General features: G+C 37.9%; 20 protein-coding genes and 4 tRNA genes. 4 read left to right on the top strand and 20 right to left on the bottom strand.

What is annotated here, in order from left to right; all coding sequences use genetic code 11:
• Positions 1–3: 3 nt before the first annotated feature.
• Together MKY06_RS26680 and MKY06_RS26685 are read right to left on the bottom strand one after the other, a co-directional pair.
• Positions 4–1,203, bottom strand: coding sequence for a class I SAM-dependent rRNA methyltransferase (locus tag MKY06_RS26680; protein WP_025601888.1), 1,200 nt, complete (start codon positions 1,201–1,203; stop codon positions 4–6).
• A 192-nt stretch (positions 1,204–1,395) separates the two neighbouring features.
• Positions 1,396–2,433, bottom strand: a complete 1,038-nt coding sequence (locus MKY06_RS26685; RefSeq protein WP_098277612.1) for a PepSY domain-containing protein — start codon at positions 2,431–2,433, stop codon at positions 1,396–1,398.
• A 233-nt stretch (positions 2,434–2,666) separates the two neighbouring features.
• Between MKY06_RS26685 and MKY06_RS26690 the strand changes: the two genes are divergently transcribed.
• A complete protein-coding gene (locus MKY06_RS26690) occupies positions 2,667–3,350 on the top strand; it encodes a response regulator transcription factor (protein ID WP_029319479.1) in 684 nt (227 codons plus the stop codon).
• Positions 3,347–4,792, top strand: coding sequence for a sensor histidine kinase (locus MKY06_RS26695; RefSeq protein ID WP_098277613.1), 1,446 nt, complete (start codon positions 3,347–3,349; stop codon positions 4,790–4,792). The genes MKY06_RS26690 and MKY06_RS26695 overlap by 4 nt, the downstream gene beginning before the upstream one ends.
• A 41-nt stretch (positions 4,793–4,833) precedes the next feature.
• Here MKY06_RS26695 and MKY06_RS26700 read toward each other — a convergent pair whose 3' ends face one another.
• Entirely contained in the window at positions 4,834–5,676 is an 843-nt protein-coding gene (locus MKY06_RS26700) for a PepSY domain-containing protein (RefSeq protein ID WP_013059897.1), read from the bottom strand.
• A 381-nt stretch (positions 5,677–6,057) separates the two neighbouring features.
• Between MKY06_RS26700 and MKY06_RS26705 the strand changes: the two genes are divergently transcribed.
• The gene (locus tag MKY06_RS26705) at positions 6,058–7,956 is read left to right on the top strand and encodes a PhoX family protein (RefSeq protein WP_098399574.1); all 1,899 of its coding nucleotides are present in this window, start codon (positions 6,058–6,060) and stop codon (positions 7,954–7,956) included.
• Between the two features lie 416 nt (positions 7,957–8,372).
• The gene (locus MKY06_RS26710; protein WP_029319482.1) at positions 8,373–9,371 is read left to right on the top strand and encodes a tRNA dihydrouridine synthase; all 999 of its coding nucleotides are present in this window, start codon (positions 8,373–8,375) and stop codon (positions 9,369–9,371) included.
• Between the two features lie 169 nt (positions 9,372–9,540).
• Here the strand turns inward: MKY06_RS26710 and rlmH are convergent, their stop codons facing one another.
• From rlmH to MKY06_RS26795, 17 genes are all read right to left on the bottom strand, one after another.
• Entirely contained in the window at positions 9,541–10,020 is a 480-nt protein-coding gene (rlmH, locus tag MKY06_RS26715; RefSeq protein ID WP_013085547.1) for a 23S rRNA (pseudouridine(1915)-N(3))-methyltransferase RlmH, read from the bottom strand.
• A gap of 83 nt (positions 10,021–10,103) precedes the next feature.
• Complete coding sequence (locus MKY06_RS26720) at positions 10,104–10,262, bottom strand: CxxH/CxxC protein (protein WP_013059901.1); 159 nt, start codon at positions 10,260–10,262, stop codon at positions 10,104–10,106.
• A gap of 73 nt (positions 10,263–10,335) precedes the next feature.
• Entirely contained in the window at positions 10,336–11,568 is a 1,233-nt protein-coding gene (locus tag MKY06_RS26725) for a S1C family serine protease (RefSeq protein WP_098277617.1), read from the bottom strand.
• Between the two features lie 57 nt (positions 11,569–11,625).
• Entirely contained in the window at positions 11,626–12,420 is a 795-nt protein-coding gene (locus MKY06_RS26730; RefSeq protein ID WP_014457688.1) for an MBL fold metallo-hydrolase, read from the bottom strand.
• Positions 12,421–12,438: 18 nt separating this feature from the next.
• Complete coding sequence (locus MKY06_RS26735) at positions 12,439–13,218, bottom strand: two-component system regulatory protein YycI (protein ID WP_098277615.1); 780 nt, start codon at positions 13,216–13,218, stop codon at positions 12,439–12,441.
• Entirely contained in the window at positions 13,205–14,572 is a 1,368-nt protein-coding gene (locus MKY06_RS26740; RefSeq protein ID WP_028409756.1) for a YycH family regulatory protein, read from the bottom strand. The genes MKY06_RS26735 and MKY06_RS26740 overlap by 14 nt, the downstream gene beginning before the upstream one ends.
• On the bottom strand, positions 14,563–16,470 hold the full coding sequence (gene walK, locus MKY06_RS26745) for a cell wall metabolism sensor histidine kinase WalK (protein ID WP_013059906.1): 1,908 nt from the start codon (positions 16,468–16,470) through the stop codon (positions 14,563–14,565). Before walK ends, MKY06_RS26740 begins: the two co-directional genes overlap by 10 nt.
• 6 nt (positions 16,471–16,476) lie before the next feature.
• Entirely contained in the window at positions 16,477–17,184 is a 708-nt protein-coding gene (yycF, locus tag MKY06_RS26750) for a response regulator YycF (protein WP_013059907.1), read from the bottom strand.
• A 262-nt stretch (positions 17,185–17,446) separates the two neighbouring features.
• Positions 17,447–17,519 (bottom strand) — tRNA-Phe (locus MKY06_RS26755).
• Positions 17,520–17,523: 4 nt separating this feature from the next.
• A tRNA-Asp gene (locus tag MKY06_RS26760) sits at positions 17,524–17,599 on the bottom strand.
• Between the two features lie 35 nt (positions 17,600–17,634).
• Positions 17,635–17,706: transfer RNA gene (locus MKY06_RS26765), tRNA-Glu, on the bottom strand.
• 15 nt (positions 17,707–17,721) lie between these two features.
• Positions 17,722–17,794 (bottom strand) — tRNA-Lys (locus MKY06_RS26770).
• Positions 17,795–17,963: 169 nt separating this feature from the next.
• Positions 17,964–19,250, bottom strand: coding sequence for an adenylosuccinate synthase (locus MKY06_RS26775; RefSeq protein ID WP_013085553.1), 1,287 nt, complete (start codon positions 19,248–19,250; stop codon positions 17,964–17,966).
• Positions 19,251–19,437: 187 nt separating this feature from the next.
• Positions 19,438–20,802, bottom strand: a complete 1,365-nt coding sequence (dnaB, locus tag MKY06_RS26780; protein WP_013059909.1) for a replicative DNA helicase — start codon at positions 20,800–20,802, stop codon at positions 19,438–19,440.
• Between the two features lie 116 nt (positions 20,803–20,918).
• Entirely contained in the window at positions 20,919–21,368 is a 450-nt protein-coding gene (rplI, locus tag MKY06_RS26785; protein WP_013059910.1) for a 50S ribosomal protein L9, read from the bottom strand.
• The gene (locus MKY06_RS26790) at positions 21,365–23,338 is read right to left on the bottom strand and encodes a DHH family phosphoesterase (RefSeq protein WP_013059911.1); all 1,974 of its coding nucleotides are present in this window, start codon (positions 23,336–23,338) and stop codon (positions 21,365–21,367) included. Before MKY06_RS26790 ends, rplI begins: the two co-directional genes overlap by 4 nt.
• A gap of 36 nt (positions 23,339–23,374) precedes the next feature.
• Positions 23,375–24,319 carry a YybS family protein gene (locus MKY06_RS26795; RefSeq protein ID WP_013059912.1) on the bottom strand — a complete coding sequence of 315 codons (945 nt, stop codon included), beginning with the start codon at positions 24,317–24,319 and terminating at the stop codon, positions 23,375–23,377.
• Position 24,320: the final 1 nt, after the last annotated feature.

Genomic DNA, 24,320 nt, shown 5'->3' on the forward strand with positions numbered 1-24,320 from the left:
CATTTAGCGATTTATTTTTTGAATAAACACGACTTTTAAATAATTACCTGACTTAAATTCTTTTATTGTTTTAAAATCAGATGGAAGAGCGAACTGCTCCATCATTTTGTACCGTTCCCCTTTTTCATTAAAAGCTTTTTCAATAAACGAATGGAATTTTTTCATATCAAAATTGCTTGCATTCGTAGATGCTACAATGACACCGTTTGGCTTTGTAAGCGCAATGGCTTCTTTTAATAAATCTTTGTAGTCTTTTGCCGCGCTAAACGTATGCTTTTTCGACTTAGCAAAGCTTGGCGGATCTAGCACCACAAGATCGAAGGTCATGTTCTTCTTGACCGCATATTTAAAATACTTGAAAACATCTTCTACGATAATGTCCTGTGCTTCGTGATCAATTCCATTTACACTAAATTGCTCAATTGTTTTTGCCAAGCTGCGGTTGGCTAAATCGACACTTGTTGTTTTCGCAGCTCCTCCAAGAGCGGCCGCCACTGAAAATGCGCCTGTATACGAAAACATATTTAGCACGGTCTTTCCTTTTGCATATTTATCTCGAATCGTTTTACGGACGTCTCGCTGATCTAAAAAGACTCCCACCATCGCTCCGTCATTTAAGTAAACGGCAAAACGAATACCATTTTCTTTTACAATTAAAGGGAATTCACCTTTATCCCCTGCTACAAAATCATCTTCTTCAATATACTGCCCCTTTACGTTAAAACGTTTTTTCTGGTACAGCCCTTTAAAGTTAGGCGCAGACTTTAAGGCTTCAATGACGTATTCTTTAAATTGATAAATTCCTTCACTATACCAACTCATGACGTAATATCCGTCATAATAATCAATAATCAAGCCGCCGATTCCGTCACCTTCACTATTAAATATGCGAAAAGCAGTTGTGTCTTCAGACGCATAAAAGTCATGACGAGATGAAATAGCTTGCTGAATTTTTCTAGCAAAAAACGCCGCGTCAATTTGCTCACTTTTCTTCTTCGTAAGAATCCATCCGTAGCCTTTGTTTTGTTTTCCATAATAGCCTTTGGCTAAAAATTGATTCTTGGGAGTAACTAAGTTAATAATAACCCCTTCTTCTTGCAGTTTATGACCATCAACAAGCGCATCTTTTTCAATGAGTGGATAACCCTTGTTCACTTTTTTAATAAAAGCTTCTTTGGCTATAACTTGTACTTCTTTTCTCATGTGTACACCCTATCTATTTAATTTATTTCATTCTAGTTCTATCCATTTTACAACAATAATCTACATTTATCTTAACATAGATAAACAGCCCCGTTTCTAGTTATAAATAGAAAAGCAGAGGATGCCTTGAAGCACCCTCTGCTTGATATGAATGAAAAATGAAATGTATGTTTTATGTTTTAAGATAAAAAATTATGAGCACTCTTGTCCCGTATAAGCATCGAACTTAAGCGTCTGCTGCTTGCTTCCGCTAACTAAGGTTACTACGTATACAGTTATTGAGTTTTCTGTTATAAGCTCAATATGCTCTACTTTTCCTTCTTGATGTTTTAAAGCAAGATCTTTTACAGCGTTCTCCGTTAACAGTTGAAGCTTATCTTGTTTTACATTTGTGATTTCACCCGAAACCGCATCGATTGTAACCGTGTATTCCGTATTATCTTTGATTATTTTCACTGTGAAAATCGCTGCATTTTGATCATATTCTACCATTTTCACCTTACCTGCATATGTAGCCAATGCAAGATCTTTTGCATCTTGTCTCGTTAATACCTTCACTTCTTGCTGAGAAGTATTAACTACTTTTCCTGTGAAAGCATCTAACGTTACTGTATATTGAGTGCTATTTTTAAGAATCACTGCGACATACTGACTAGCGGATTCTTTAAATTCTAGACTATATACGTAACCACTATATTGTTTAACAATTGCTTCTTTTATTTTTTGCTCTGACATTAGCTGCAGCTCTTTTTTATTCTCATGAATGACTTTTCCCGTTAGACCATCTACAGTTAACGTATATTCTACTTTGCCATCTACTACAGTTAACGTATATTCACGCGTTTCTTTGTTAAAGGTAATAGATTGAATAGCGCCTTTATACTGCTTAGAAACAGATTCTTTCACTTGATTTTGTGCCCATAACTTCACTTCTTGCTTCTTTACTACTTTTCCAGTGCTCGCACTTACTTCTACAATTCTTTGCTCCAGGTTATTCGTTACAATTGTAATTACATACACACTTGATTCCTGCTTAAATTCCGTAGACGTAACTGTCCCTTTGCAATCTTGTAGAGCAATACCTTTTGCCTGAGCTTGCGAGATACTCACATGTTCAGTTGCTTCTGCTTTAGCTGTCTTCATTTCTGCAGCGTGACTCGTTGTAATAGAGCTAAATGCAATTGCAGTTCCTAAAGCAGATGTAGACAATACTTTTGCCCATTTAATCATCCTTGAATTTCCTCCTTTTTCACCATTAGACTTTCCGTCTAATTTATGGCGTTTTATCTAGTACGCCGTCCATTATGCAAAAGATTTCTGAGAATAAGACGAATAGAAGCTTAAAGTTAGCTGAAGATATAAGAATAGCTACTATTTTTCAGCTTGCTTTCAGCTATTATTCAGTGCTGTTTCAGATAAAAAAGCATAATAGAAAGTAGAGGAGCAAAGGAGTTTTCAACATGATGGAACAACTAAAAGGAATTAAAGTCTTGCTTATAGATGACGAACCAACTATTTTACAGTTTTTATCTTTGGGTTTAACGAATGAAGGATTTGATATTAAAGCTACCCAAGACGGAATTGAAGGAATTAATGTAGCCAAAGAATTCAAGCCCCATATCGCTATTGTAGATGTTATGCTTCCAGGAATGGATGGATTTGAAGTATGCCGCTTGTTGAAGAAAATGGGGAATATAGCTGTCATTATGCTAACAGCAAAAGATCAAGTAGACGATCGAGTAAAAGGGCTGACTATTGGAGCAGATGATTATATGGTCAAACCTTTCAGTTTTGAAGAACTTCTTGCGCGCATTCAAGCTAGAATCCGCAATCAATTTCCCAACTTATTAGACGAAGTATCAATCGGTCCATTTAAAATTGATGACCGCCGCAAAGAAATTAAATACCTTAATCACATACTTGATTTATCCCCTACTGAATATGCACTCTTAAAATTCTTGGTTATTAATCACGGTCTCGTACTAAGTAAATCCACCATTTTAGATCGAGTGTGGGGATATGATTTTGGAGGAGAAGAAAACATTGTAGAAGTATACATTCGATCACTGAGAGAAAAATTACAGGACCATAGCCGAACCGTCATTCGAACGCTTCGCGGTGTAGGATACCGGATTGATATTTCATGAAGCACAAACGGTTCTTTCATCTGAACTCTCTTCGCCTTCAGCTCTTATTCAGAAGTTTGCTTGTTATTTTGAGTTTACTGATACTGATAGGCTTGTTTCAATACGTGTTCATGAAGCAATTTATTTACACGAATAAAATTAAAAGCATCGAAGACCAAATTCACTTGATTCCCGATGATGTCTGGAAACATGATATTGAAACAAGCCAGAATGTAAAAAGATCAAGACCCATGGTTTATTTCCCGGGTGTTAATATTACCTTTATCAATCAAAAAAGCACATTTTTACGGCTGGCTAAGGATCCACATCATTCTTACTTTCCTAAGCTTTCTGCATCTACATATAAACAAGTAATGAAAAACATCAAACAGCCGGACAACACGGTGAGCCTCATAAAGAAAATCGATGGTCATCAAGAGCAAGTCATTGTTTTAAAACCAATTGTCTTTGACGGAGAAATCCAGGGAGTTATTCAAATCAATACTCCAACAGAATCACTAAGAGACCTGTTAATCAGACAAATGATAATCTTTTTAATGCTTTCACTTACTGCAATGACCATTGCTTTTTTTGTTTTTTCTTCTGTTTTAAAACAGACGTTAATCCCTTTGTTTACTATTACTAAAAAAGTGGAGCATATTAATGCAGGAAGCTTACATGACCGCTTGCCTGTTAATCAAGGACAAATCGAAATGGATCGCCTTTCTCTTTCTATTAACGAAATGCTTGAGCGTCTTGAAGAAGCATTTAAAGCTGAAACAGATGCCAAAGAACAAATGCGGCGCTTTGTGGCGGATGCTTCTCATGAACTGCGAACGCCGCTTACATCCATTCATGGCTTTTTAGAAGTTTTACTAAGAGGGGCTAGCAGTAATCCAGACCAATTAAACGACGCATTAAAAAGCATGTATGGGGAGTCCAAAAGACTGCGCAAACTGATTCAGGATCTTCTGCTTCTTGCTCAGCTTGATCAACTTCCGACGTTTCAAAAAGAGTGCTGTTTTGTAGATGAATTGATTTTAGATATGAAACCTCAATTAATGCTATTGGCCGGGAACAGAAAAATTTTATTCGACTTCCCAAGCCCTTTACCATCAGACATTAACAAAGATCAATTTAAACAAGTTGTTTTAAACTTATTTTCCAACGCAGTACAGCATACAAATCCAACTACAGGAGTTATTCAAGTGATAGGAAAAGCAAATGAGAAAGAATTTTCATTAACAATACAAGATAACGGTCACGGCATTCCTCTAGAACACCTTGCTCATTTATTTGAGCGATTTTACAAAGCTGATGCTTCACGCTCTCGAGCATACGGAGGAGCAGGTTTAGGTTTAGCCATCAGCGCATCTATTATAGAGCTGCACAGGGGAAAAATACGTGTAAAAAGCAAATTAAATGTAGGAACTGCTTTTGAAATTGTATTGCCCTTAACGTAAAAAAAGACGATTGCTGTAAAGCAATCGTCTTTTTTATCAAATCAGCACACTTTTCCTGTTTGAGGGCTTATTTTTACAGTATGTTTTACATTGTCTGTTCCTTTGATCACAAACGTGTATGCTTGTTCACTGAACGAAACAGATTGAACCGTTCCTTTGTGCTGTTGAAGAGCAGCTTGTTTAGCTTGTTCTTGTGTAAACTTTACCGCTTCGACTTTAATTACTTTTCCAGTTTCAGCGTTTACTTTCACATGGTGATCTTTGTTGTCTTTTCCGTGGATCAAAAATGTGTATACATCATTTGCATATGAACTTGATTGAATCGTTCCGCTGCAATTTTTTAATGCAATCGTTTGAATCTGTGCTTTTGTAAATGCAGCGCTTTGAATTTGAATCACTTTTCCACTTTGTGCATTCACTTTTACGTGGTGATCACGGCTATCTTTTCCGTGAATTAAGAACGTATATACTCCATCGTTGAAGCCTACCGACTTAACCGTTCCTCCACAGTTTTTCAACGCTACTGCTTGTGCCTCACTTCGAGAAAAAGATAGTTTTTCAACCTTTACCACTTTTCCGCTGTGTGCATTTACTTTCACGTGATGGTCTTGATTATCTTGTCCGTGAATTAAAAACGTATAGGCGTTATTTTCAAAAGAAACTGATTGAACCGTTCCTCCGCAGTTCTTTAAGGCAATTGCTTTTGCTTGAGCTTGCGTATATGTTGCCGCTTCGGTATGAGCCGACGCTTTTGTTGAAGTAATGTGCTGGCCGTCTGAAGCAAATGCGCTTGTCATTGAACCAAGAGCGATAGCTGTTCCAATTGTGGCACCTCCCACCGCTTTTGCTACTACTGCTTTTCCTGCTAATACTTTTCCAATCATGATTATACCTCCGCCTAATTTCCAATGTATTTACAGCACAAGCTAAAGTTTTTAGCAGCGGTCATTTATCAAAATAGCGCTATTGGAGTAACGTTTTTTTCTGCTAAAATACCTTTCACTTTTGCTGTACGAGCCAAAGCGCTTCCTGTCGCCTTTAGCTATGTGTTTATTGTAAGAGCAGAACATGAATTCACTGTGAAGCCCAGCTGAATGCTATCTGAACAAATTCTGAAAGATAGCTGAATAACTTCTAGTTAAACTTGTCATGTAAATGTTCAACGTTCTTAACGACAGCTCAACAAATCCAGCGCTTCTCTTTATATTTCCTCAACAATCAAATGATTTAATAAGTGTATGAATACAATTTGGAGGTTATCAACCATGAAAAAACGAGTATCTCTTGGACTATCTCTCACTCTTTTAGCTTCTAGCGCCGCTTCTGCTTTTGCAGCAGAGCATCATCCAGTTCAACATCCAAAACAAATCAAAAGCGTCGAGTTTCAGCCAATGAAAGCACCTACTACGATTGAAAATATGATTAAAACGTATACAGAGGCATCTGTAAAAGTAACGTATAAAGATGGAAGCGTTGAAGAAACGCCGCTTAACTATAATCAACTCTTTCTTTCAAAAGATAAAATTGTCGATAATAAAGGGGAATTAATCGCCGCAGGTACACCGATCGATGCAAACGGGGATCCAATTATTGACCGAAGCGTTCCTGATAAGCCCTCACCGTACGTATCAGACGCACCGGATTCAAACAGCTTTATCACCATCAACGGTAAGTCTTATATTATTTCACATTATGAATATGAATCCGTTAATAATGCTGGAAAAGAGATTTCCGGTCTTCCTGCTTCAATGACGCTTACACAAGTTGACCGAGATGATAAAACAGGAAAACTAACCGTCAACCATGCTAAAAAAATTGATTTTTCTAATGTGAATGGTTTATGGACGCCGTGTAATGGCTCTACAACAGATTGGGGTACTCACCTTGGTTCAGAAGAATACGAGCCTGATGCACGTGCTTTTGAAGACCCTTCATCTAGCTCTTATAAAGACGTCACGAACTTCGCTAAGCTTTATTTCGGTGACACGTCAAAAGCAAATCCTTACTACTATGGCTGGATTCCAGAAATTTCAGTGGATGAAAGCGGCAATGCGTCCGTCGTAAAACATTACAGCACAGGTCGTTTTTCACACGAAATGATGCAGGTACTTCCAGATAATAAAACCGCTCTTTTTGGCGATGATGGATCTAATACCATGATGTTTATGTATGTAGCAGATAAGGAGAAAGACTTCTCAGCAGGAACGCTTTATGCAGCAAAATTCAAACAAACGAGTACGAACAATGGAGGTAAAGGCGACCTTCATTGGATTAAGCTTGGCCATGCAACAGACAGTGAAGTGAAAACAATAATCGACAAAGGCACAAAATTTAGTGATATTTTTGAAACAGCTGAACAGCCTACAAAAGGATTTAAAGCAGTCAAAACCGCCGCAAGTAAAAAAGTTGAATATTTAAAAGTAAAGCCTGGCATGGAAAAAGCAGCTGCCTTTTTAGAATCACGCCGATACGGTGCAATTTTAGGTGCAACATCTGAATTCAACAAGATGGAAGGACTAACGGTTAACAAAAAAGATAAAAAAGCGTATATGGCTATTTCTTACCAAAATAGTGCCATGCTAAAAGAATCTGGTGCTGTCCAAGATGATATCCAGCTTCCAAGATTAGAGTCTGGTGTGACCTACCAGCTGAACTTAGGATCGCATCAAAAAGACCAAGCAAAAGGCAAGATTAACAGTCGCTACGTTCCTGCAAGCATGGAAGGGCTACTGATTGGACAAGACCTAGAAAAAGCAGATGCATACGGTAATACAGCGGATCCAAATAAAATTGCCAACCCTGATAACCTTACGTATTCAAATGACTTAAATACACTCTTTATCGGAGAAGACAGCTCACTGCACACAAACAACTTCGTATGGGCTTACAATGTAAAAACCAAAAAACTATCGCGCATTCTTTCAGTTCCAGTGGGAGCAGAAGCAACAGGACTTCGTGCAGTAGAAAACATTAAAAACTCTCGCTACGTACTAAGCAACTATCAGCACCCGGGCGAGGACATCAGCGACAAAAATATTACCGCTGTTGATAAAGAAGAGCTAGCTAATGCAATGAAAGAAAGCATTGGCATTCAAGAAACAGGTGGTGTAGGATACATTTCTGGACTGCCTTCTAAGGACGGCGCTCCTTACAAAAAGCATTAATACGTAATGAAGCCACGTCTGTTGTACAGTGACAGACGTGGTTTTTTATATATTATATAGTAAAAGTTATTTATAAAATCGTTTATCGTAATCATAATTATGGTGAATACTTTATAATATCCTTAGAGAAAGTGCCTAAACACAAACCAAATGCTTTAGGATATTTATTCGCAGGTATCCGGTACATGCCTTCAGGCTCGCTTTTAATTGCTTATACCCCACTAATACTAGATATAAAATTTGTTTCAATAAGTATTTCCAGCAAAACAAAACCACTCGTTCCCTTGCACTTTTCGTTCCATACCATTAAAGTATATATTGGTTGAAGTTTATACTGGCATTCAACCTGATAAAAGAAATTACACTTTTTAATTTTGGGAATATGTTTTCCCTAAAAGAAAGGGTTTAGATATAAGATGAAAGATAATTTTTGGCATGAGTTGCCGCGTCCGTTTTTTATTTTGGCACCGATGGAAGCTGTGACGGATGTCGTTTTTCGCCATGTTGTGACCGAAGCAGCACGACCTGACGTATTTTTTACAGAGTTTACGAATACGGAAAGCTACTGCCACCCGAAAGGAAAAGATAGCGTAAAAGGACGATTGACGTTTACAGAAGATGAACAGCCAATCGTTGCGCATATTTGGGGAGACAAGCCTGAATACTTCCGTCAAATGAGTATCGGCATGGCCGAAATGGGCTTTCGCGGAATTGATATTAATATGGGCTGTCCTGTACAGAACGTTGCAGGAAACGGAAAAGGTTCTGGTCTGATTCGCCGTCCAGATACTGCGGCTGAGATTATCCAGGCAGCCAAAGCTGGAGGGCTTCCAGTAAGCGTAAAGACTCGTCTTGGCTATACGCAAGTTGATGAGTGGTACGACTGGCTGAAGCACATTTTAGAACAGGATATCGTGAACCTTTCTATTCACCTTCGTACGAAAAAAGAAATGAGCGATGTTGACGCGCACTGGGAGTTAATTCCGGAGATTAAGAAGCTTCGTGACGAAGTTGCGCCTCATACGCTACTAACAATTAACGGTGATATTCCTGACCGCCAGAAAGGTCTTGAACTTGCTGAAAAGTACGGCGTTGATGGAATCATGATTGGACGCGGAATTTTCCATAATCCGTTTGCGTTTGAAAAAGAAAAGAAAGAGCACACAAGCGAAGAGCTATTAGAACTTCTTCGCCTGCAGCTAGATCTTCATGATAAGTATTCTGAGGAATTAGAGCCGCGCCCTTTCAAACCGCTTCGACGCTTTTTCAAAATTTACGTTCGCGGATTCCGCGGTGCAAGTGAATTAAGAAATCTACTCATGAGCACGGAAACAACTGACGAAGTGCGTGCGTTGCTTGATGAGTTTAAAGACAGAGCTGGAGTGAAAGAAGACGAAGGTTTTTCTGTTTCTTAAATAAGATCTCGTTTGCTTAAACTCAATTGTTCTAACATTTTATCGGAGAGAAGAATCTCTTGTTCTTTTTTATAGACGTGTGCTATTTATCCACATATGATAAAAGCTGAGGCAGAAGGTTTTACATTTCCTTCTGCCTCAGCTTTTAATAAAAAAATATCCACACGTTCTATTTATGATAAGGTTCATTTCGAATAATACGAAAAGCTCGGTAAATCTGTTCTACTAATACTAGGCGCATAAGCTGATGAGGAAACGTCATCTTTGAAAAAGAAAGGGCTGCGTTTGAGCGTTTCATTACTTCGCTGCTTAAACCAAGCGACCCGCCAATGACAAACGCTATTTTGCTTTTTCCGTAGGTAGCTAATGAATCAATTTCTTTTGCGAGTTCCTCGGAAGATTTTTGTTTTCCGTTAATAGCTAATGCGATTACGTGAGTATCGTCTGAGATTTTCGCTAAGATGCGCTCTCCTTCTTTTTGTTTCACCTGTTCCATTTCAGATTCACTTAAGTTTTCTGGCGCTTTTTCATCTGCAAGCTCAATAATTTCTACTTTTGCATAGCTTGATAAACGCTTTAAATATTCTTGAATGCCTTGTTTTAAGTATTTTTCTTTTAGCTTCCCAATGGTTATAATAGAGATATTCACAGGCTATTCTCCTCTCTTCTATCTCTTATCCACAGATATTATCCACATATCCACATGCTATATCCACATTTTGTATAAGAATATTAGTTCCCTACTACATATACAGCTTCATTGTCACAATATTCACAGCTTTTTTTGTCAGTGGAATTTTCTATTTTTTCAAAAACCGGCGCTAGCTCAATCTCATCTACCATTACATCCAGCGCTAGTTCTGTATGTTCTAAACAGCAATATATCTTCATGTATTTATCTTCCTTTCTCTATTCTTTTCATTAAAAAACCACAGGAGTTTATCCCCTGTGGATAACTTTTCTTTCACTTCATTTGACGCGTTAATTTTACTTCTGTGGATTTCTTTTTGCCATCGCGATAGAACGTTACGTTCATTTTATCGCCAATTTCTTTTTCAATGTAGAGGTGTTTGCGAAGTGTCGCAATGTCCCTTACTTTGCTGTGATCTAACTCAACAATCACATCATATTCCTTTAATCCGGCTTTAGCGGCTGGCGAACCTGGCTCGACTTTTAGAACAGCAACTCCGTTTACTACATCATGCGGTAACTTAAGGGTTTCTTTTAAATGATACCCTGATACCTCACTTAATGATAGTGTACTAACTCCAAGATACGGACGTCTGACTTCACCATATCGTTCTAAGTCATTAATAATGGGCCTAGCCATGTTGGTCGGAATGGCAAGACCAATGCCTTCTACTGCTTCTTGGGCAATTTTCATGGAATTAATACCGATTAATTCACCATCAATATTAACAAGAGCACCCCCGCTATTACCAGGGTTAATGGCGGCATCTGTTTGAATAACTTCTGATTGCCAATCAGGGTTTCCATCGCCATTCAAATCTTGAGGAATGACACGGTTAACCCCTGAGACAACTCCTTGTGTAACGGAGCCAGAAAATTGAAGGCCTAACGGGTTTCCAATAGCAATCACTGGTTCACCAGCTTTAAGCTTATCAGAATTTCCGAAGGTAGCCACTTTTGTCACGTGGCCTGCGTCAATTTCAAGAACTGCTAAGTCCATTAAATCATCGCTGCCAAGAATTTTAGCCGATACCCTTGTACCGTTACTGAAGCTCACTTCAATTTCGTTAGCGCCTTTAATGACATGATAGTTTGTCACAATATAAGCTTTGTTGCCTTGCTTTTTGTAAATAACACCTGAGCCCGTTCCGGCATCAGTTCGTTCATCATTCCAAAAGCTTTCAGAGTTCTGAATGTTTACAACTCCTACAACTGCTGCATTGGCTTCAGAAACAGCTTTTGTGACGGCCGTAGTGACGTCAAGAGATACTGATTTTTGGATGGTAGATCCCGTTTGTTCATCTCTATTTTCATCCGTCATCCATCCATCTGGCAAAATCCCGTTCCTCACCAAGGCTGGCATAAGAAGCAGTACAATAAGTGCACCTATAATTGCTCCAATCAGAGCAGAAGCGAAATATCCTCTGCGGCGTTTAGGCGGCCGACTATTTGGCTCTTGGCCTTCATCATAATGTTCCACACTATCACCGAACCCTTCATTTATCATCGTGAATGTCTGCATTCACGTACTAAATGAAGTTATTTTTCGCTTCCTTTCTAGAGACTATACATAAACAATATCAGTTGGTCTTTTTGGGTCTGTATCACATAGGAGAATATTGTCCTCTACATTGATGTCTTTTTGTTGTAACACTTGCGCAACAGACATGCGGGCAATTTCCTTCATGTTATTGTCTTGACTCAAATGCGCTAAGTAAATGCGTTTGGTTTGATCTCCAATCACATCTGCCATTGCAAGAGCCGCGTCTTCATTTGATACATGTCCCACGTCGCTTAGAATTCGTCTTTTAATGCTCCAAGGGTAGCGCCCCATTCTCAGCATTTCAACATCATGATTGCTTTCAAATACGTACATATCGCTATTTTTAATCGTACCTTTCATGCGGTCACTTACATAGCCGGTATCCGTAATAAGGGTTAATTTTTTAGATCCTTGATGAAAGACATAAAACATAGGCTCTGCAGCATCATGCGAAACGCCAAAAGACTCCACTTCCAATTGGCCAAACGATTTCGTTTGGCCAATTTCAAAGTGAAACTTCTGTTCCGTATCAATGTTGCCGATCAAGCCATCCATTGCGTTCCACGTTTTTTCATTTGCGAAAATAGGGAGCTTATATTTACGTGCCAGAACACCTAGTCCTTTAATATGGTCACTATGTTCATGAGTCACTAAAATTCCTGATAAATCCGGGATATTGCGATTTACTTGTTGAAATAGAGCTTCCATTTGTTTTCCGCTCAGCCCTGCATCAACTAGTAAGGAATGTTCTCCATCACTTACTAAAATCGCATTTCCTGTGCTCCCACTCGCTAGCACGCTGAAATGCAGGCTCATTTATCTCACTCCAAATACTTATTTATTTCCTTTTTTAATAATCTGCCCTTCAAAGGCATTGACAAAATAACTCGTGTCTCCATTTACAATAACATGCCAAGTTGGTGCTAAAACTTGAGAATTTAATAACGGCAGATCAAACGTATAGTACCCAAACTCTACTTTTGTTACAGAATCTTTCTTTTTCAATTCACCCTTCAAAAACAAATTTTCCAATGCTTTTAAAGGCGTTAAAACATCCTGCTCATCATCCAACGTTTTCACAGAACCCAGCATCGTTTGTTCATAAGAAATAATTTCATCTTTGTCATTTAAGTGAGCAACAATCATGCCATTTTCATTATCAAAGATTTTATGCTTCTTATATTTTTGAAAGAATGTAACTGTTTTTTTCTCTTTGTTAACATTCCATAGCTCATAATCCTTACCTGAGATCACATACCGTTTTAGAAATTGACTTAGCTTTGCTTCGGGACTTTTTTCAGGTACTGAAAAAGGTTTTTCTAATGCGCTTCGAATTGTTTTTTCCTCAAGCAGCGTTGCTTTTTGTTCTTTAAGCTTTTTTAAATCTTCATCTTTAAACAGTTTGCTTTTAGCATTTAACGACGAAGCTTCCTTCACATCTACAGGTAAATGTTTATATTCAATGCCTTCACTCGTTAATTGTTCTTCAACGCTCGACTCTACAAATAGAGAGTACTGATCTTCTTGATGAGTTTTAAAAATCTGATAGCCTAAGTAAATATTAAGAATCAAGAAAGTGAAAATAAAGATGGTTTTTGTTCTATTCCAATCCATCGTTATCGCCTCCTTCGGTCGGCGGTGCAATTCGATACCACTTGCTATTATAATAATAGAACCAAGAAGGAACGAGTTTGACAGAGTTAGAATTAAACTCAACCGTCTTTTCACCGGTTTTTGGCTGCTGTGAGACTTCTTCTAGCTGATAGCCTATTGAAATATCTTTTAACAGATTCGGGTCAAAGTTTTGGTGTTTTTCAATTAATTGAATCACTTTTTGAGATGACTGCAGCTTTTCTACACTGGAATCCTGTACTCTTACAAAACGATAAAGAGGACGACGGTAATTTAAAATCTCCGCATTTCCCCATCTCTGATATATTTCAGTCATTCCCTGATTGCTGTACACGGGATAGTTATCTTTATAATAACGATAGCTAATTTCTTTTGTAATACGATTCCAGCTGTTGAACCTGTAATTAGATTCCGTCCAGCCGCCGTGGTCATTAACGAAGCTAAAGCTGCGATTTATTAAATTATAATCTTCCATTACCTCGGTCGTAGAATTTACAAGATTCACATATTCCATCACATCTGTCTTCGTATTAACATTAATCACTTTTGTACCTTCGGTGTAGACATCTCGGTTTGTAGACGTTTCTTTCCGTGCATAGTCTGGGTTGTTAAAAAGCGCTTCTTTATATTTTTCAATATCTAAATGCCTCATGCTCGTATAGTAGACTTCACTATTCATCGTGATATTGTTTTCTGGAAGGAAGATATACCGATTTTTGTTTTCTTTATATACAAAGCTCGGGGCATACGTACGTTTCATTTTATCTTCTAATTCTTTGATATCATCTTTGGCCAAATTCTTGACTGTAACCGAATAAATCTTTTTTTGCTCATAATTCACAAGATACACGCTCACGAAAAAGGAAGGTGTACGCTTAATTTTAATGAGTACACGGTCAAATGTTTGATTAGGCAAAGACGTTTGAGAAAATGAAAAAAGCTGTTGAAATGTTTTTAACGGTAGCGCGTCTGGATACAGCACTTCAATAGAATTGCTTCCATGGACATAATTTAAAAATCCATCAGGAGAAATAGCATCCGAAACGTCCGTCACATTCGAAAATTTCCACTTTTTCATTTCATTTACCCATTTGTTTACATCATCTTCGTCGTGAGACATGTAGTGATTATCGTTTCGATGATAGAGAACTTCTGTTGGAAGAATATGATCTTCTATTTTACTTTTTGAACTCACTTCAACTTCCTGCAAATGTTGATTTTTTGAAATGACCTTATAAGAAGGCTGATACGTCCATATATGATACGTCATAATTAAACTGGAAGCGACGAGAACAACTAAGATGGCCGTTTTGATATGTTCATATCTCATTCCCATTCGTCATCATTCTCACTTTCAATCGGAAGAGTAAAGTAAATCGTTGTTCCTTTTCCTTCCTGACTATCTGCCCAAATACGTCCATCATGTGCTTCAATAATTTCCTTGGCAATAGCAAGCCCTAATCCTGTTCCGCCTAATTTACGCGTTCGTGCTTTATCTACACGATAGAAGCGTTCGAAAATTTTAGCTAAATTTGATTTTGGAATTCCCATACCTTGGTCTTTAATGCTCACAACAATTTCATGCGTATGCTGAGCAATTGAAAATGTAATGGTTCCGCCTTCAGGTGAATATTTTATTGCATTAGAAATAATGTTATCTAATACTTGTGTAATTTTATCTTGATCGATAGCGACATAGATTGCTTCATTTGGCAAGTCGCGCACGAACGAAATACCTTGTTCAATTGTCATTTCAAAGCGATCAATGATGTAATGATAGAACTTCACAAAATTGATTGGGTCACGACTAAATCGGTAGTCTTGGCTATCTAGCTTAGATAATTGAAGCAAGTCGTTAACGAGACGAATCATTCGTTCTGTTTCCGTTTGCGTTACATTTAAAAATGTTGGAGCTAAGTCCTTATCTTGCCATGCTCCTTCTGCAAGCGCATCTAAATAACTGCGCATCGTTGTTAACGGCGTACGCAATTCATGTGAAACATTGGCTACAAATTCTCGGCGATCTTGATCAATTTTCTCCTGCTCTGTAATATCATGCAAGACAATGATAATCCCGTTAATAAAACCGGTCTCTTTTTGAATAGCGGAAATGGTAGCTCTTAAAATAAAGGGATCTGATTTTGTACTAAAGTCCAAAATTAATGACTCTTGATTAGCGAGCAAGCTTTCAAACGTATGCGTTTCTTCAAGATCTAATAGGGAAACAACTGGATCAGACAAAACCGTTTCACGTGAAACATTTAGCATAGCTGCAGCTGGATCATTAATTAAAATTACTCTTCCCTTTCGATCCGTAGCAATAACGCCGTCCGTCATATGAGCTAATACCGAACTAAGCTTGCGGCGCTCCCCTTCTGTAGTTGCCTGTGCTTCTTGAAGCTTTCTTGTTAAGTTGTTGAATGTGAGAGCTAGCTGACCAATTTCATCATACCCGTATACCTTAGCTTTTCTCGTAAAATTCCCTTTGGCCATCTCAAGTGCTTGTTTTCTCATTTCAGACATTGGACGAGTAATCGTCTGAGCTAAAAACACGCCTAAAATAGCTGTAATAAAAAGAGCAATCACCGTACCTGCCTTAAAGATCTGATTGATATTACTCATTTGATCGTAAACAGGCTCCATGGAAGCTGTTAAGTAAATAGCACCTAAGATTTCTTCGCTAGACTGAACTTTTCCATTTTTATTAGTTGAATTTGATTGACTGGCACCTACTTTATCCTGTAAACGAATAGGCTGTATCATAACTCTGATTCGCTGTCCGCTTTGATCAACAAATACATTATCAGAGTTCGTTCCTGCTAACAACGCATTTGTAATCGCTAAATCATTAGTCTTTTTACCTATGATCTGTTGAGGATTTGAGTTCGATGTAGCAATGATTCTTCTATTTTGGTCAATGACTCTTACTTCAGAGATGTCATTCATATCATTTGAAGCTAAATTGGGTCTTGAAGCAAAATCTCGTAAAATAGTCTTTAAGTCTTCCTCAAGAGTGGGCGAATCATCATCACGATTTTTCACCATTTCTTGTCCAATGTTATACGTCAGCAAGTCTGTCCGCTCTTGAAGAGACGTTCGAAAGTTGTTAACTAATTCTTTTTCTAATTGTCGTGCAAAATAGACCCCAATAATTTGCATCGCAATTAAAATGAGCAGCACATAAATCAATACAAACTTTAAATGAATAGATTGCAGGAGCCTTACTTTCTTCATCTAAAATTACTCCTGCTCTGGGCTGCGTAAATAATAGCCTACTCCACGTCTTGTTACAATCCACATTGGATGGCTTGGATTATCTTCAATTTTTTCACGTAATCTTCGAACTGTTACATCTACCGTACGCACATCACCAAAATAGTCATAACCCCATACAGTTTGAAGCAAGTGTTCACGCGTCATGACTTGTCCAATGTGCTTCGCTAAATAATGCAGCAGCTCAAATTCACGGTGAGTCAGTTCAATCGTTTCTCCGCGCTTAGACACGATATAAGCATCTGGGTGAATAACAAGTGCTCCAATTGTAATTTCATTCGTTTCGCTTTCTTCCGTTGGAGCAGCTACCTGCTGATGTCTACGCAAATTAGCTTTTACACGTGCTAATAATTCACGCGTACTAAACGGCTTAGTTACATAATCATCTGCACCTAATTCTAGACCTAAAACTTTGTCAATTTCAGAGTCTTTTGCTGTTAACATGATAATTGGCATATCATATTTTTTGCGTACTTCTCGGCAAACTTCCATTCCATCTTTCTGAGGAAGCATAATATCTAATAAAATCATTTCAGGCTGTACTTCTTCCACTTTTTCAAGTGCTTCTACGCCATCATAAGCACAAAATACTTCGTAACCTTCTTTTTGCAAATTAAACTTTAAAATATCTGCAATCGGCTTTTCGTCATCTACGACTAAAATACGTTTATCCATGATCATCGTTCTCCTTTATTAGTTGAAGCAAAATATAAAAGATAGTATTCATACTGTTTGAATACCGTAGTTTTATTATACTTGATAACCCTTGAAACGTCACAAGTTCATCCTCTACTATACATGAAGATATATGATTTTCAACCATCTCTAAATACAAAAGTAATATATTACCACAAAAGAGATACAAAGCAAATAACGTTTTCTTTTAAATGTAAATAAAAGAAAAAAGCATGACTTTAAATAAAGTCATGCTTTTTGATGGCTCGGGACGGAATCGAACCGCCGACACAAGGATTTTCAGTCCTTTGCTCTACCAACTGAGCTACCGAGCCAAAATGGCGGTCCCGACGGGAATCGAACCCGCGATCTCCTGCGTGACAGGCAGGCATGTTAACCGCTACACCACGGGACCTCAGTCTATATGCTATGTATTAAAAATATTAAAAATGACCCGTACGGGATTCGAACCCGTGTTACCGCCGTGAAAGGGCGGTGTCTTAACCGCTTGACCAACGGGCCACGTTGTAACAAAAGTGAGCCATGAAGGACTCGAACCTTCGACCCTCTGATTAAAAGTCAGATGCTCTACCAACTGAGCTAATGGCTCATGTTATATCTCTTAGCGACGCTTATTATAATAACATGATATTTCATATGAATGCAATAGTTTTTTTAAAACTTTCTTTTTATTATTGAGCTTTTTTTAAAAATCTTGTTAACAAAGCACCAATTATAAATAAAAAAAGGTTAGCTCACGAGGAGCTAACCTTTTTTATTTAGCTATATACACCACGTAATACATTTGTTTGTGTGCGATCTGGACCTACAGAGAAAATAGATAAAGGAATACCCGTTAATTGAGACACTCGCTCTAAGTAGTGGCGAGCGTTATCAGGTAACTCATCTAATGTTTTCACACCCGTAATATCTTCTGTCCAACCTGGAAGCTCTTCATATACAGGTTCGCATTCTGCAAGTGTTTTTAAGCTAGCAGGGAATTCTTCCATAACTTCCCCTTTATAACGGTAAGCTACACAAATCTTTAATGTCTCAATTCCCGTTAATACATCAATTGAGTTTAAAGATAAATCTGTGATTCCGCTAACGCGACGAGCATGGCGTACAACTACACTGTCGAACCAACCTACACGGCGAGGACGACCAGTTGTTGTACCATATTCACGTCCTACTTCACGGATTTGATCACCGATTTCGTTTGTTAATTCAGTTGGGAAAGGACCGTCACCAACACGAGTTGTATACGCTTTTGATACACCTACAACGTGTTTGATTTTAGATGGACCTACACCAGAACCAATTGTTACTCCACCCGCTACTGGGTTTGAAGATGTAACAAATGGATATGTTCCTTGGTCGATATCTAACATAACACCTTGTGCGCCTTCAAATAGTACACGACGTCCTTCGTCTAACGCATCATTTAATACTACTGATGTGTCAACAACATATTTTGCAACTTGTTGACCATACTCATAGTACTCATCTAAAATTTCTTCTAATGTAAAGCCTTCTACTTCATACATTTTTTCAAGAAGGCGATTCTTTTCAGCTAAGTTTTGTGTTAATTTTGCTTCAAATACTTCACGGTCTAGTAAATCGGCAATTCGAATACCAACACGTGCTGCTTTATCCATATAAGCTGGTCCAATACCTTTTTTCGTTGTACCAATCTTATTTTCACCTTTACGTTCTTCTTCAACTTCATCTAATTTTAAATGATACGGAAGAATCACATGAGCTCGGTTACTAATACGTAAGTTTTCTGTTGTTACACCGCGATCATGTAAGTATTTTAATTCTTGAACAAGCGCTTTTGGATCGACAACCATACCGTTTCCAATTACACATGTTTTGTCATTATAAAAAATACCTGAAGGAATTAAATGTAACTTATAAGTTTCACCATTAAACTTAATTGTATGACCTGCATTGTTCCCACCTTGGTAACGTGCAATCACTTCTGCATTTTCTGATAGGAAGTCTGTAATCTTCCCTTTTCCTTCATCTCCCCATTGTGTTCCTACTACAACGACTGAAGACATATCTTAAGCACCTCCGCTTAGTAAGCAACAGCTCACTACGACATAATTTAACCATGGATAAGTGTATCAATTTATCACGCTAAAGTCAATTAAATCCGAACGATTTAACAAAAGTTATTACAAATATATCGTATTTTGCGGAACGAATGCGATAACAATAAAATAAAACCTCTCATATTGAGAGGTTTTATGCACCAGGCGGCACTCCTGCGTCATCAAAGCGCCGCTCGAGATTAACGAATTTATTGTACTCTTTTACAAAGGCAAGCTGTACGGTTCCAACTGGACCGTTACGCTGCTTGGCTATAATAATCTCGATAATATTTTGATTTTCTGTATCTTTTTCATAATAGTCTTCACGATATAAGAAAGCTACGATATCGGCATCCTGCTCAATACTTCCGGATTCACGGATATCAGACATCATTGGTCGCTTATCTTGTCTTTGCTCTACTCCACGGGAAAGCTGTGATAAGGCGATAACAGGAACTTCTAATTCACGAGCTAAAGCTTTTAACGCACGAGAAATTTCAGATACTTCCTGCTGTCGGTTTTCTCCGCTTCGTCCATTTCCTTGAATGAGCTGTAAGTAGTCAATTAAAATCATCCCAAGCCCGCCTTCTTGTTTCAAGCGACGACACTTAGAACGAATTTCACCTACACGAATACCCGGTGTATCATCAATATAAATCCCTGCATTAGACAAAGATCCCATTGCCATAGTGAGCTTTCCCCAGTCATCAGCTGTAAGCGAACCTGTACGCAGCCTTTGTGCATCAATATTTCCTTCCGCACACAGCATCCTCATAACAAGCTGCTGAGCACCCATCTCTAAACTGAAGATGGCTACGTTCTCATCCGTTTTCGTTGCAACGTTTTGCGCAATATTTAAGGCAAAAGCCGTTTTACCTACAGATGGTCGAGCCGCTACAATGATTAAATCATTTCGCTGGAACCCTGCTGTCATTCTATCTAAATCACTAAACCCGGTTGGGATACCTGTAATGTCACCTTTTCGATTGTGAAGAACTTCGATATCATCGTACGTTTGTACAAGTACATCTTTGATATTTTGAAACACACCGCTGTTTTTCCGCTGTGCTACTTCTAAAATGTTTTTTTCCGCTTCATTTAATAAAACTTCCACTTCGTCTTCCCTTGCATATCCTTCTGAAGCAATATGCGTTGCAGTACGAATTAAACGGCGTAAAATCGACTTTTCTTCTACGATTTTACCGTAATACTCTACGTTTGCAGCCGTTGGAACAGAGTTAGCTAAATCACTTAAATACGATACGCCGCCAACTTCTTCTAGGATTTTTTGGTCAGCTAATTCAGACGTTACCGTTACCAAATCAACCGGTTCACCTTGGTCAGAAAGTTTCAGCATACATGTAAAGATTTTCTGGTGCGATGCCCGGTAAAAATCTTCAGGTATTAGCAGTTCAGATGCTAAGGTTAAAGAAGAAGGCTCTAAGAAAATGGCCCCTAATAGCGCTTGCTCTGCTTCAATATTCTGAGGCGGAAGACGATCAGCAAAAAGATCACTCATATTTCTATGCCCCTCTTATATTCTTTCAGTATTTTCTTTCATCATAAATGTTGGCGCGAACAAATACAAGTCCGCGCCAACCCTTTATATTATTTACTTATTTCTCAATCTTACGTTTATTTTTGTTCAGTCACGTGTACCTTTACCGTAGCCGTTACTTCCGGGTGTAATTTAACCGGTACATTTGTGTAGCCTAATGCGCGAATTGCATCATTTAATTCAATTTTACGCTTATCTACTTTAATTTTGTGCTTTTTCTTTAATTCTTCAGCAATTTGTTTGCTTGTGATAGAACCGAATAAACGGCCACCTTCACCAGATTTTGCTGTTAATTCAACTGTTAGTTCTTCAAGAGTTGCTTTTAACTCTTTGTTTGCTTGAAGTTCTGCAGCTGCATCTTTTTGCTCTCTATTTTTTTGTGCTTCTAATACTTTCACATTACCGCCTGTAGCTTCAACAGCATAACCATTTTTTAATAAGAAGTTATGTGCATAACCGTCTGAAACATTTTTCACTTCACCTTTTTTGCCTTTTCCTTTTACATCTTTTAAGAAAATTACTTTCATGATTTTTTACCTCCATCTAAGTACTCATCAATTGCTTGTTTAAGCCGTTCTTCAGCTTCATCCAAACTAATGTCTTGAAGCTGAGTAGCAGCATTCGTTAAGTGGCCTCCGCCTTGGAGACTTTCCATAATAACTTGTACATTGATATCTCCCAGCGATCTAGCACTAATGCCAATTAGATTATCCCGTCGCTTAGAAATAACAAACGAAGCAACCACTCCACTGATTGAAAGCAGCGTATCTGCAGCTTGCGCAATTAACACTTGATCATACATTTTGTTTGGTTCAGCTCGTGAAATGGCAATACCTGCTGTATAAATCTCTGCATGTTCAATAAAGCGTGCTCGCTGTACATATTGCGTGATATCTTCTTTTAAAAACTTTTGAACAAGAACCGTATCTGCGCCTTGAGAACGTAAAAAGGACGCTGCATCAAACGTACGAGATCCCGTGCGTAATGTAAAGCTTTTTGTATCGACAATAATACCGGCTAAAAGTGCTGTTGCTTCTAGCATATCAATTTTAAATCGTTTTGGCTGGTATTCAAGAAGCTCAGTAACGAGTTCTGCTGTCGAGGAAGCATATGGCTCCATATAGACAAGAAGAGGATCTTCGATAAAGTCTTCTCCTCGTCTATGATGATCAATGACCACGACATTTTCAATACGATTTAATAACCTTTCTTCAATAACCAGGGACGGCTTATGCGTATCTACTACTACTAAAAGAGTATCATCACTCACAAGATTTAAGGCTTCTTCAGGCGTAATAAATCGTTCCCACAGGCCTTCTTTCTTTTTAATCTCTTCCAGCATTCGCTGAACACCTGTGTCGATATGATCAGGATCTAATACAATAAAACCGTCTTTCTGATTTACTTGGGCTACTTTTAGTATCCCAATAGCAGCTCCTACAGCATCCATATCCGGATACTTATGACCCATGATAATCACTTTTCCACTCTCTGTAATGAGCTCTTTTAACGCGTGAGAAATAACCCTTGCACGTACGCGCGTCCGTTTTTCCATTGGGTTTGTCTTACCCCCAAAGAATTTCACTTTTCCATTCGGCTGTTTAATCGCTACTTGGTCTCCACCACGACCTAAGGCCAAATCCAAGCTAGATTGAGCCAAAGCACCCAGTTCGGGTAAATCAGCCGCACCAGCCCCAATACCGATACTCAATGTAAGCGGTATATTTTGTTTAGACGTCTCTTCTCGAACTTGGTCTAAGATAGAAAATTTACTTCGCTCTAAATGAATTAAGATTTGTTCATTCATAATCGCAATAAACTTTTCAGAAGACGTACGTTTAATAAAAATACCGTATTCTTGAGCCCAATTATTTAACATTGAGGTTACTTGGCTATTCAAGTTACTTTTAACTTGATCATCCATTCCTTGCGTTAGTTCATCATAATTATCTAAGAAGATAATTCCTAAACTTGTTCGTTCTTCTTCATACAATTTTTCGATTTCTATTTGCTCTGTAATATCAAAGAAGTACAGTAAGCGCTCGTCTCGTTTAATCACCACTTTGAATTTCCGATCATGCAATGTGACAACTTCTGTTTCCACTTCTTGTTTGATCAGTGGAATAATGCTTTCGGCTACATCGTATAATGATCTTCCCACTAGTGTGTCTTCACCCAGACAAGATGCTAGAAAAGGATTGGTCCATTCAATTTGATATTCATCATTAAACAACATAATCCCAATCGGCATTTCCATTAATGCCTCTTCGCCTACTTTTTTCAGCCGATGAGACAGCATTGAAATATAGGTTTCAAACTCATCGGACAGCATTCGCTCCATTCTCATGTATAGAAAAAGACAGGCTAATAGTAATATAAAGCCTATCATTCCTATGATCCAATTATGATAGGTCACGATACCTACTAAAATCAGAGCTATACTATACAATGAGTAAAATGGATAGCGAATGACGTTCTTTTTTGTAAAGACAGGCATCCATTTCAGCTCCTACTTTTTTAAGTTCCACAATATCTACTTTTTTGTGTCTAATTGTTTTCTTAAATTAAATCCTAAATCAATTATACCTAAGATGCGCACAATTTGAAGGATAATTGGAATAATTAATGCTAAAATTGTTACAACAATTGGAATTGCTTTGGCATACCCTTTTTGATGTGAGAAATAGAAAATAAAAGAGATCCCTTGTAACACTACTAACATTTGCAGTCCCATCACGATGTTGATAATAGCTACGTACATAAATGTACCTTGTTCAATATTAAAAGATGGGAAGGATAAGATTAATGCAATCAAATAATACCATAGAATACTTTTAGGAAGTTTGAATTCACGAAAAGGCGGGAATGCTTGCACCTCATAACCTGTTCTTTTAAGAATAGGCGTAGCAATAAGCTGAGAGAAAAAGGCCAGAATAACTCCACCTATAACAATTAATAGAGGCAACAGATTTTTAAACATATCAAATGCATCTCTCATTTGGTCAATTTGAGATTCCTTAACGTCTTGTCCTAAACTTTTCATCATTTCAATACTTTGATTAATCGATTGATCTAAAGCATTATTTATTTGCTCCATTAAATTAACATTAAAAATGACATTTGCTCCTACGAACAATAAAAGTAAACCTAAACTAAATGCAACCGTGCCGCCTAGTAAAATGGTATACCTTTTTTGTTTTTGTCGGTAAAGCATTCCTATTGCTAATCCACCAATACCAAATACAAATGTAAAAGGAAGAGTCAACACATTTCCAAATAACAAAGTCAATAACAACCCTACTACTAAAAATAATATTGCCTTTTTCCACCCATGACGAACGGTATACACAATAAATGGAACAGCTAGCGCTAGTTGAAAAATGGTTCCCACAACAGGTATGTATAGTGAAAAAAGCAACAGCGCCACAAACAGCGCTAAAAGAGCTGCTCCTTCTGTAATATATCGAATTCCTTTCACA

The sequence above is a fragment of the Priestia sp. FSL P4-0332 genome, from assembly GCF_038005845.1.
GTDB lineage: Bacteria > Bacillota > Bacilli > Bacillales > Bacillaceae_H > Priestia.

Bases quoted from the DNA above. Each gene is read 5' to 3' on its own strand.
- MKY06_RS26680 (WP_025601888.1), bottom strand. From the start codon at position 1,203: ATGAGAAAAGAAGTACAAGTTATAGCCAAAGAAGCTTTTATTAAAAAA.
- MKY06_RS26685 (WP_098277612.1), bottom strand. From the start codon at position 2,433: ATGATTAAATGGGCAAAAGTATTGTCTACATCTGCTTTAGGAACTGCA.
- MKY06_RS26690 (WP_029319479.1), top strand. From the start codon at position 2,667: ATGGAACAACTAAAAGGAATTAAAGTCTTGCTTATAGATGACGAACCA.
- MKY06_RS26695 (WP_098277613.1), top strand. From the start codon at position 3,347: ATGAAGCACAAACGGTTCTTTCATCTGAACTCTCTTCGCCTTCAGCTC.
- MKY06_RS26700 (WP_013059897.1), bottom strand. From the start codon at position 5,676: ATGATTGGAAAAGTATTAGCAGGAAAAGCAGTAGTAGCAAAAGCGGTG.
- MKY06_RS26705 (WP_098399574.1), top strand. From the start codon at position 6,058: ATGAAAAAACGAGTATCTCTTGGACTATCTCTCACTCTTTTAGCTTCT.
- MKY06_RS26710 (WP_029319482.1), top strand. From the start codon at position 8,373: ATGAAAGATAATTTTTGGCATGAGTTGCCGCGTCCGTTTTTTATTTTG.
- MKY06_RS26720 (WP_013059901.1), bottom strand. From the start codon at position 10,262: ATGAAGATATATTGCTGTTTAGAACATACAGAACTAGCGCTGGATGTA.
- MKY06_RS26725 (WP_098277617.1), bottom strand. From the start codon at position 11,568: ATGATAAATGAAGGGTTCGGTGATAGTGTGGAACATTATGATGAAGGC.
- MKY06_RS26730 (WP_014457688.1), bottom strand. From the start codon at position 12,420: ATGAGCCTGCATTTCAGCGTGCTAGCGAGTGGGAGCACAGGAAATGCG.
- MKY06_RS26735 (WP_098277615.1), bottom strand. From the start codon at position 13,218: ATGGATTGGAATAGAACAAAAACCATCTTTATTTTCACTTTCTTGATT.
- MKY06_RS26740 (WP_028409756.1), bottom strand. From the start codon at position 14,572: ATGGGAATGAGATATGAACATATCAAAACGGCCATCTTAGTTGTTCTC.
- walK (WP_013059906.1), bottom strand. From the start codon at position 16,470: ATGAAGAAAGTAAGGCTCCTGCAATCTATTCATTTAAAGTTTGTATTG.
- yycF (WP_013059907.1), bottom strand. From the start codon at position 17,184: ATGGATAAACGTATTTTAGTCGTAGATGACGAAAAGCCGATTGCAGAT.
- MKY06_RS26775 (WP_013085553.1), bottom strand. From the start codon at position 19,250: ATGTCTTCAGTCGTTGTAGTAGGAACACAATGGGGAGATGAAGGAAAA.
- dnaB (WP_013059909.1), bottom strand. From the start codon at position 20,802: ATGAGTGATCTTTTTGCTGATCGTCTTCCGCCTCAGAATATTGAAGCA.
- rplI (WP_013059910.1), bottom strand. From the start codon at position 21,368: ATGAAAGTAATTTTCTTAAAAGATGTAAAAGGAAAAGGCAAAAAAGGT.
- MKY06_RS26790 (WP_013059911.1), bottom strand. From the start codon at position 23,338: ATGCCTGTCTTTACAAAAAAGAACGTCATTCGCTATCCATTTTACTCA.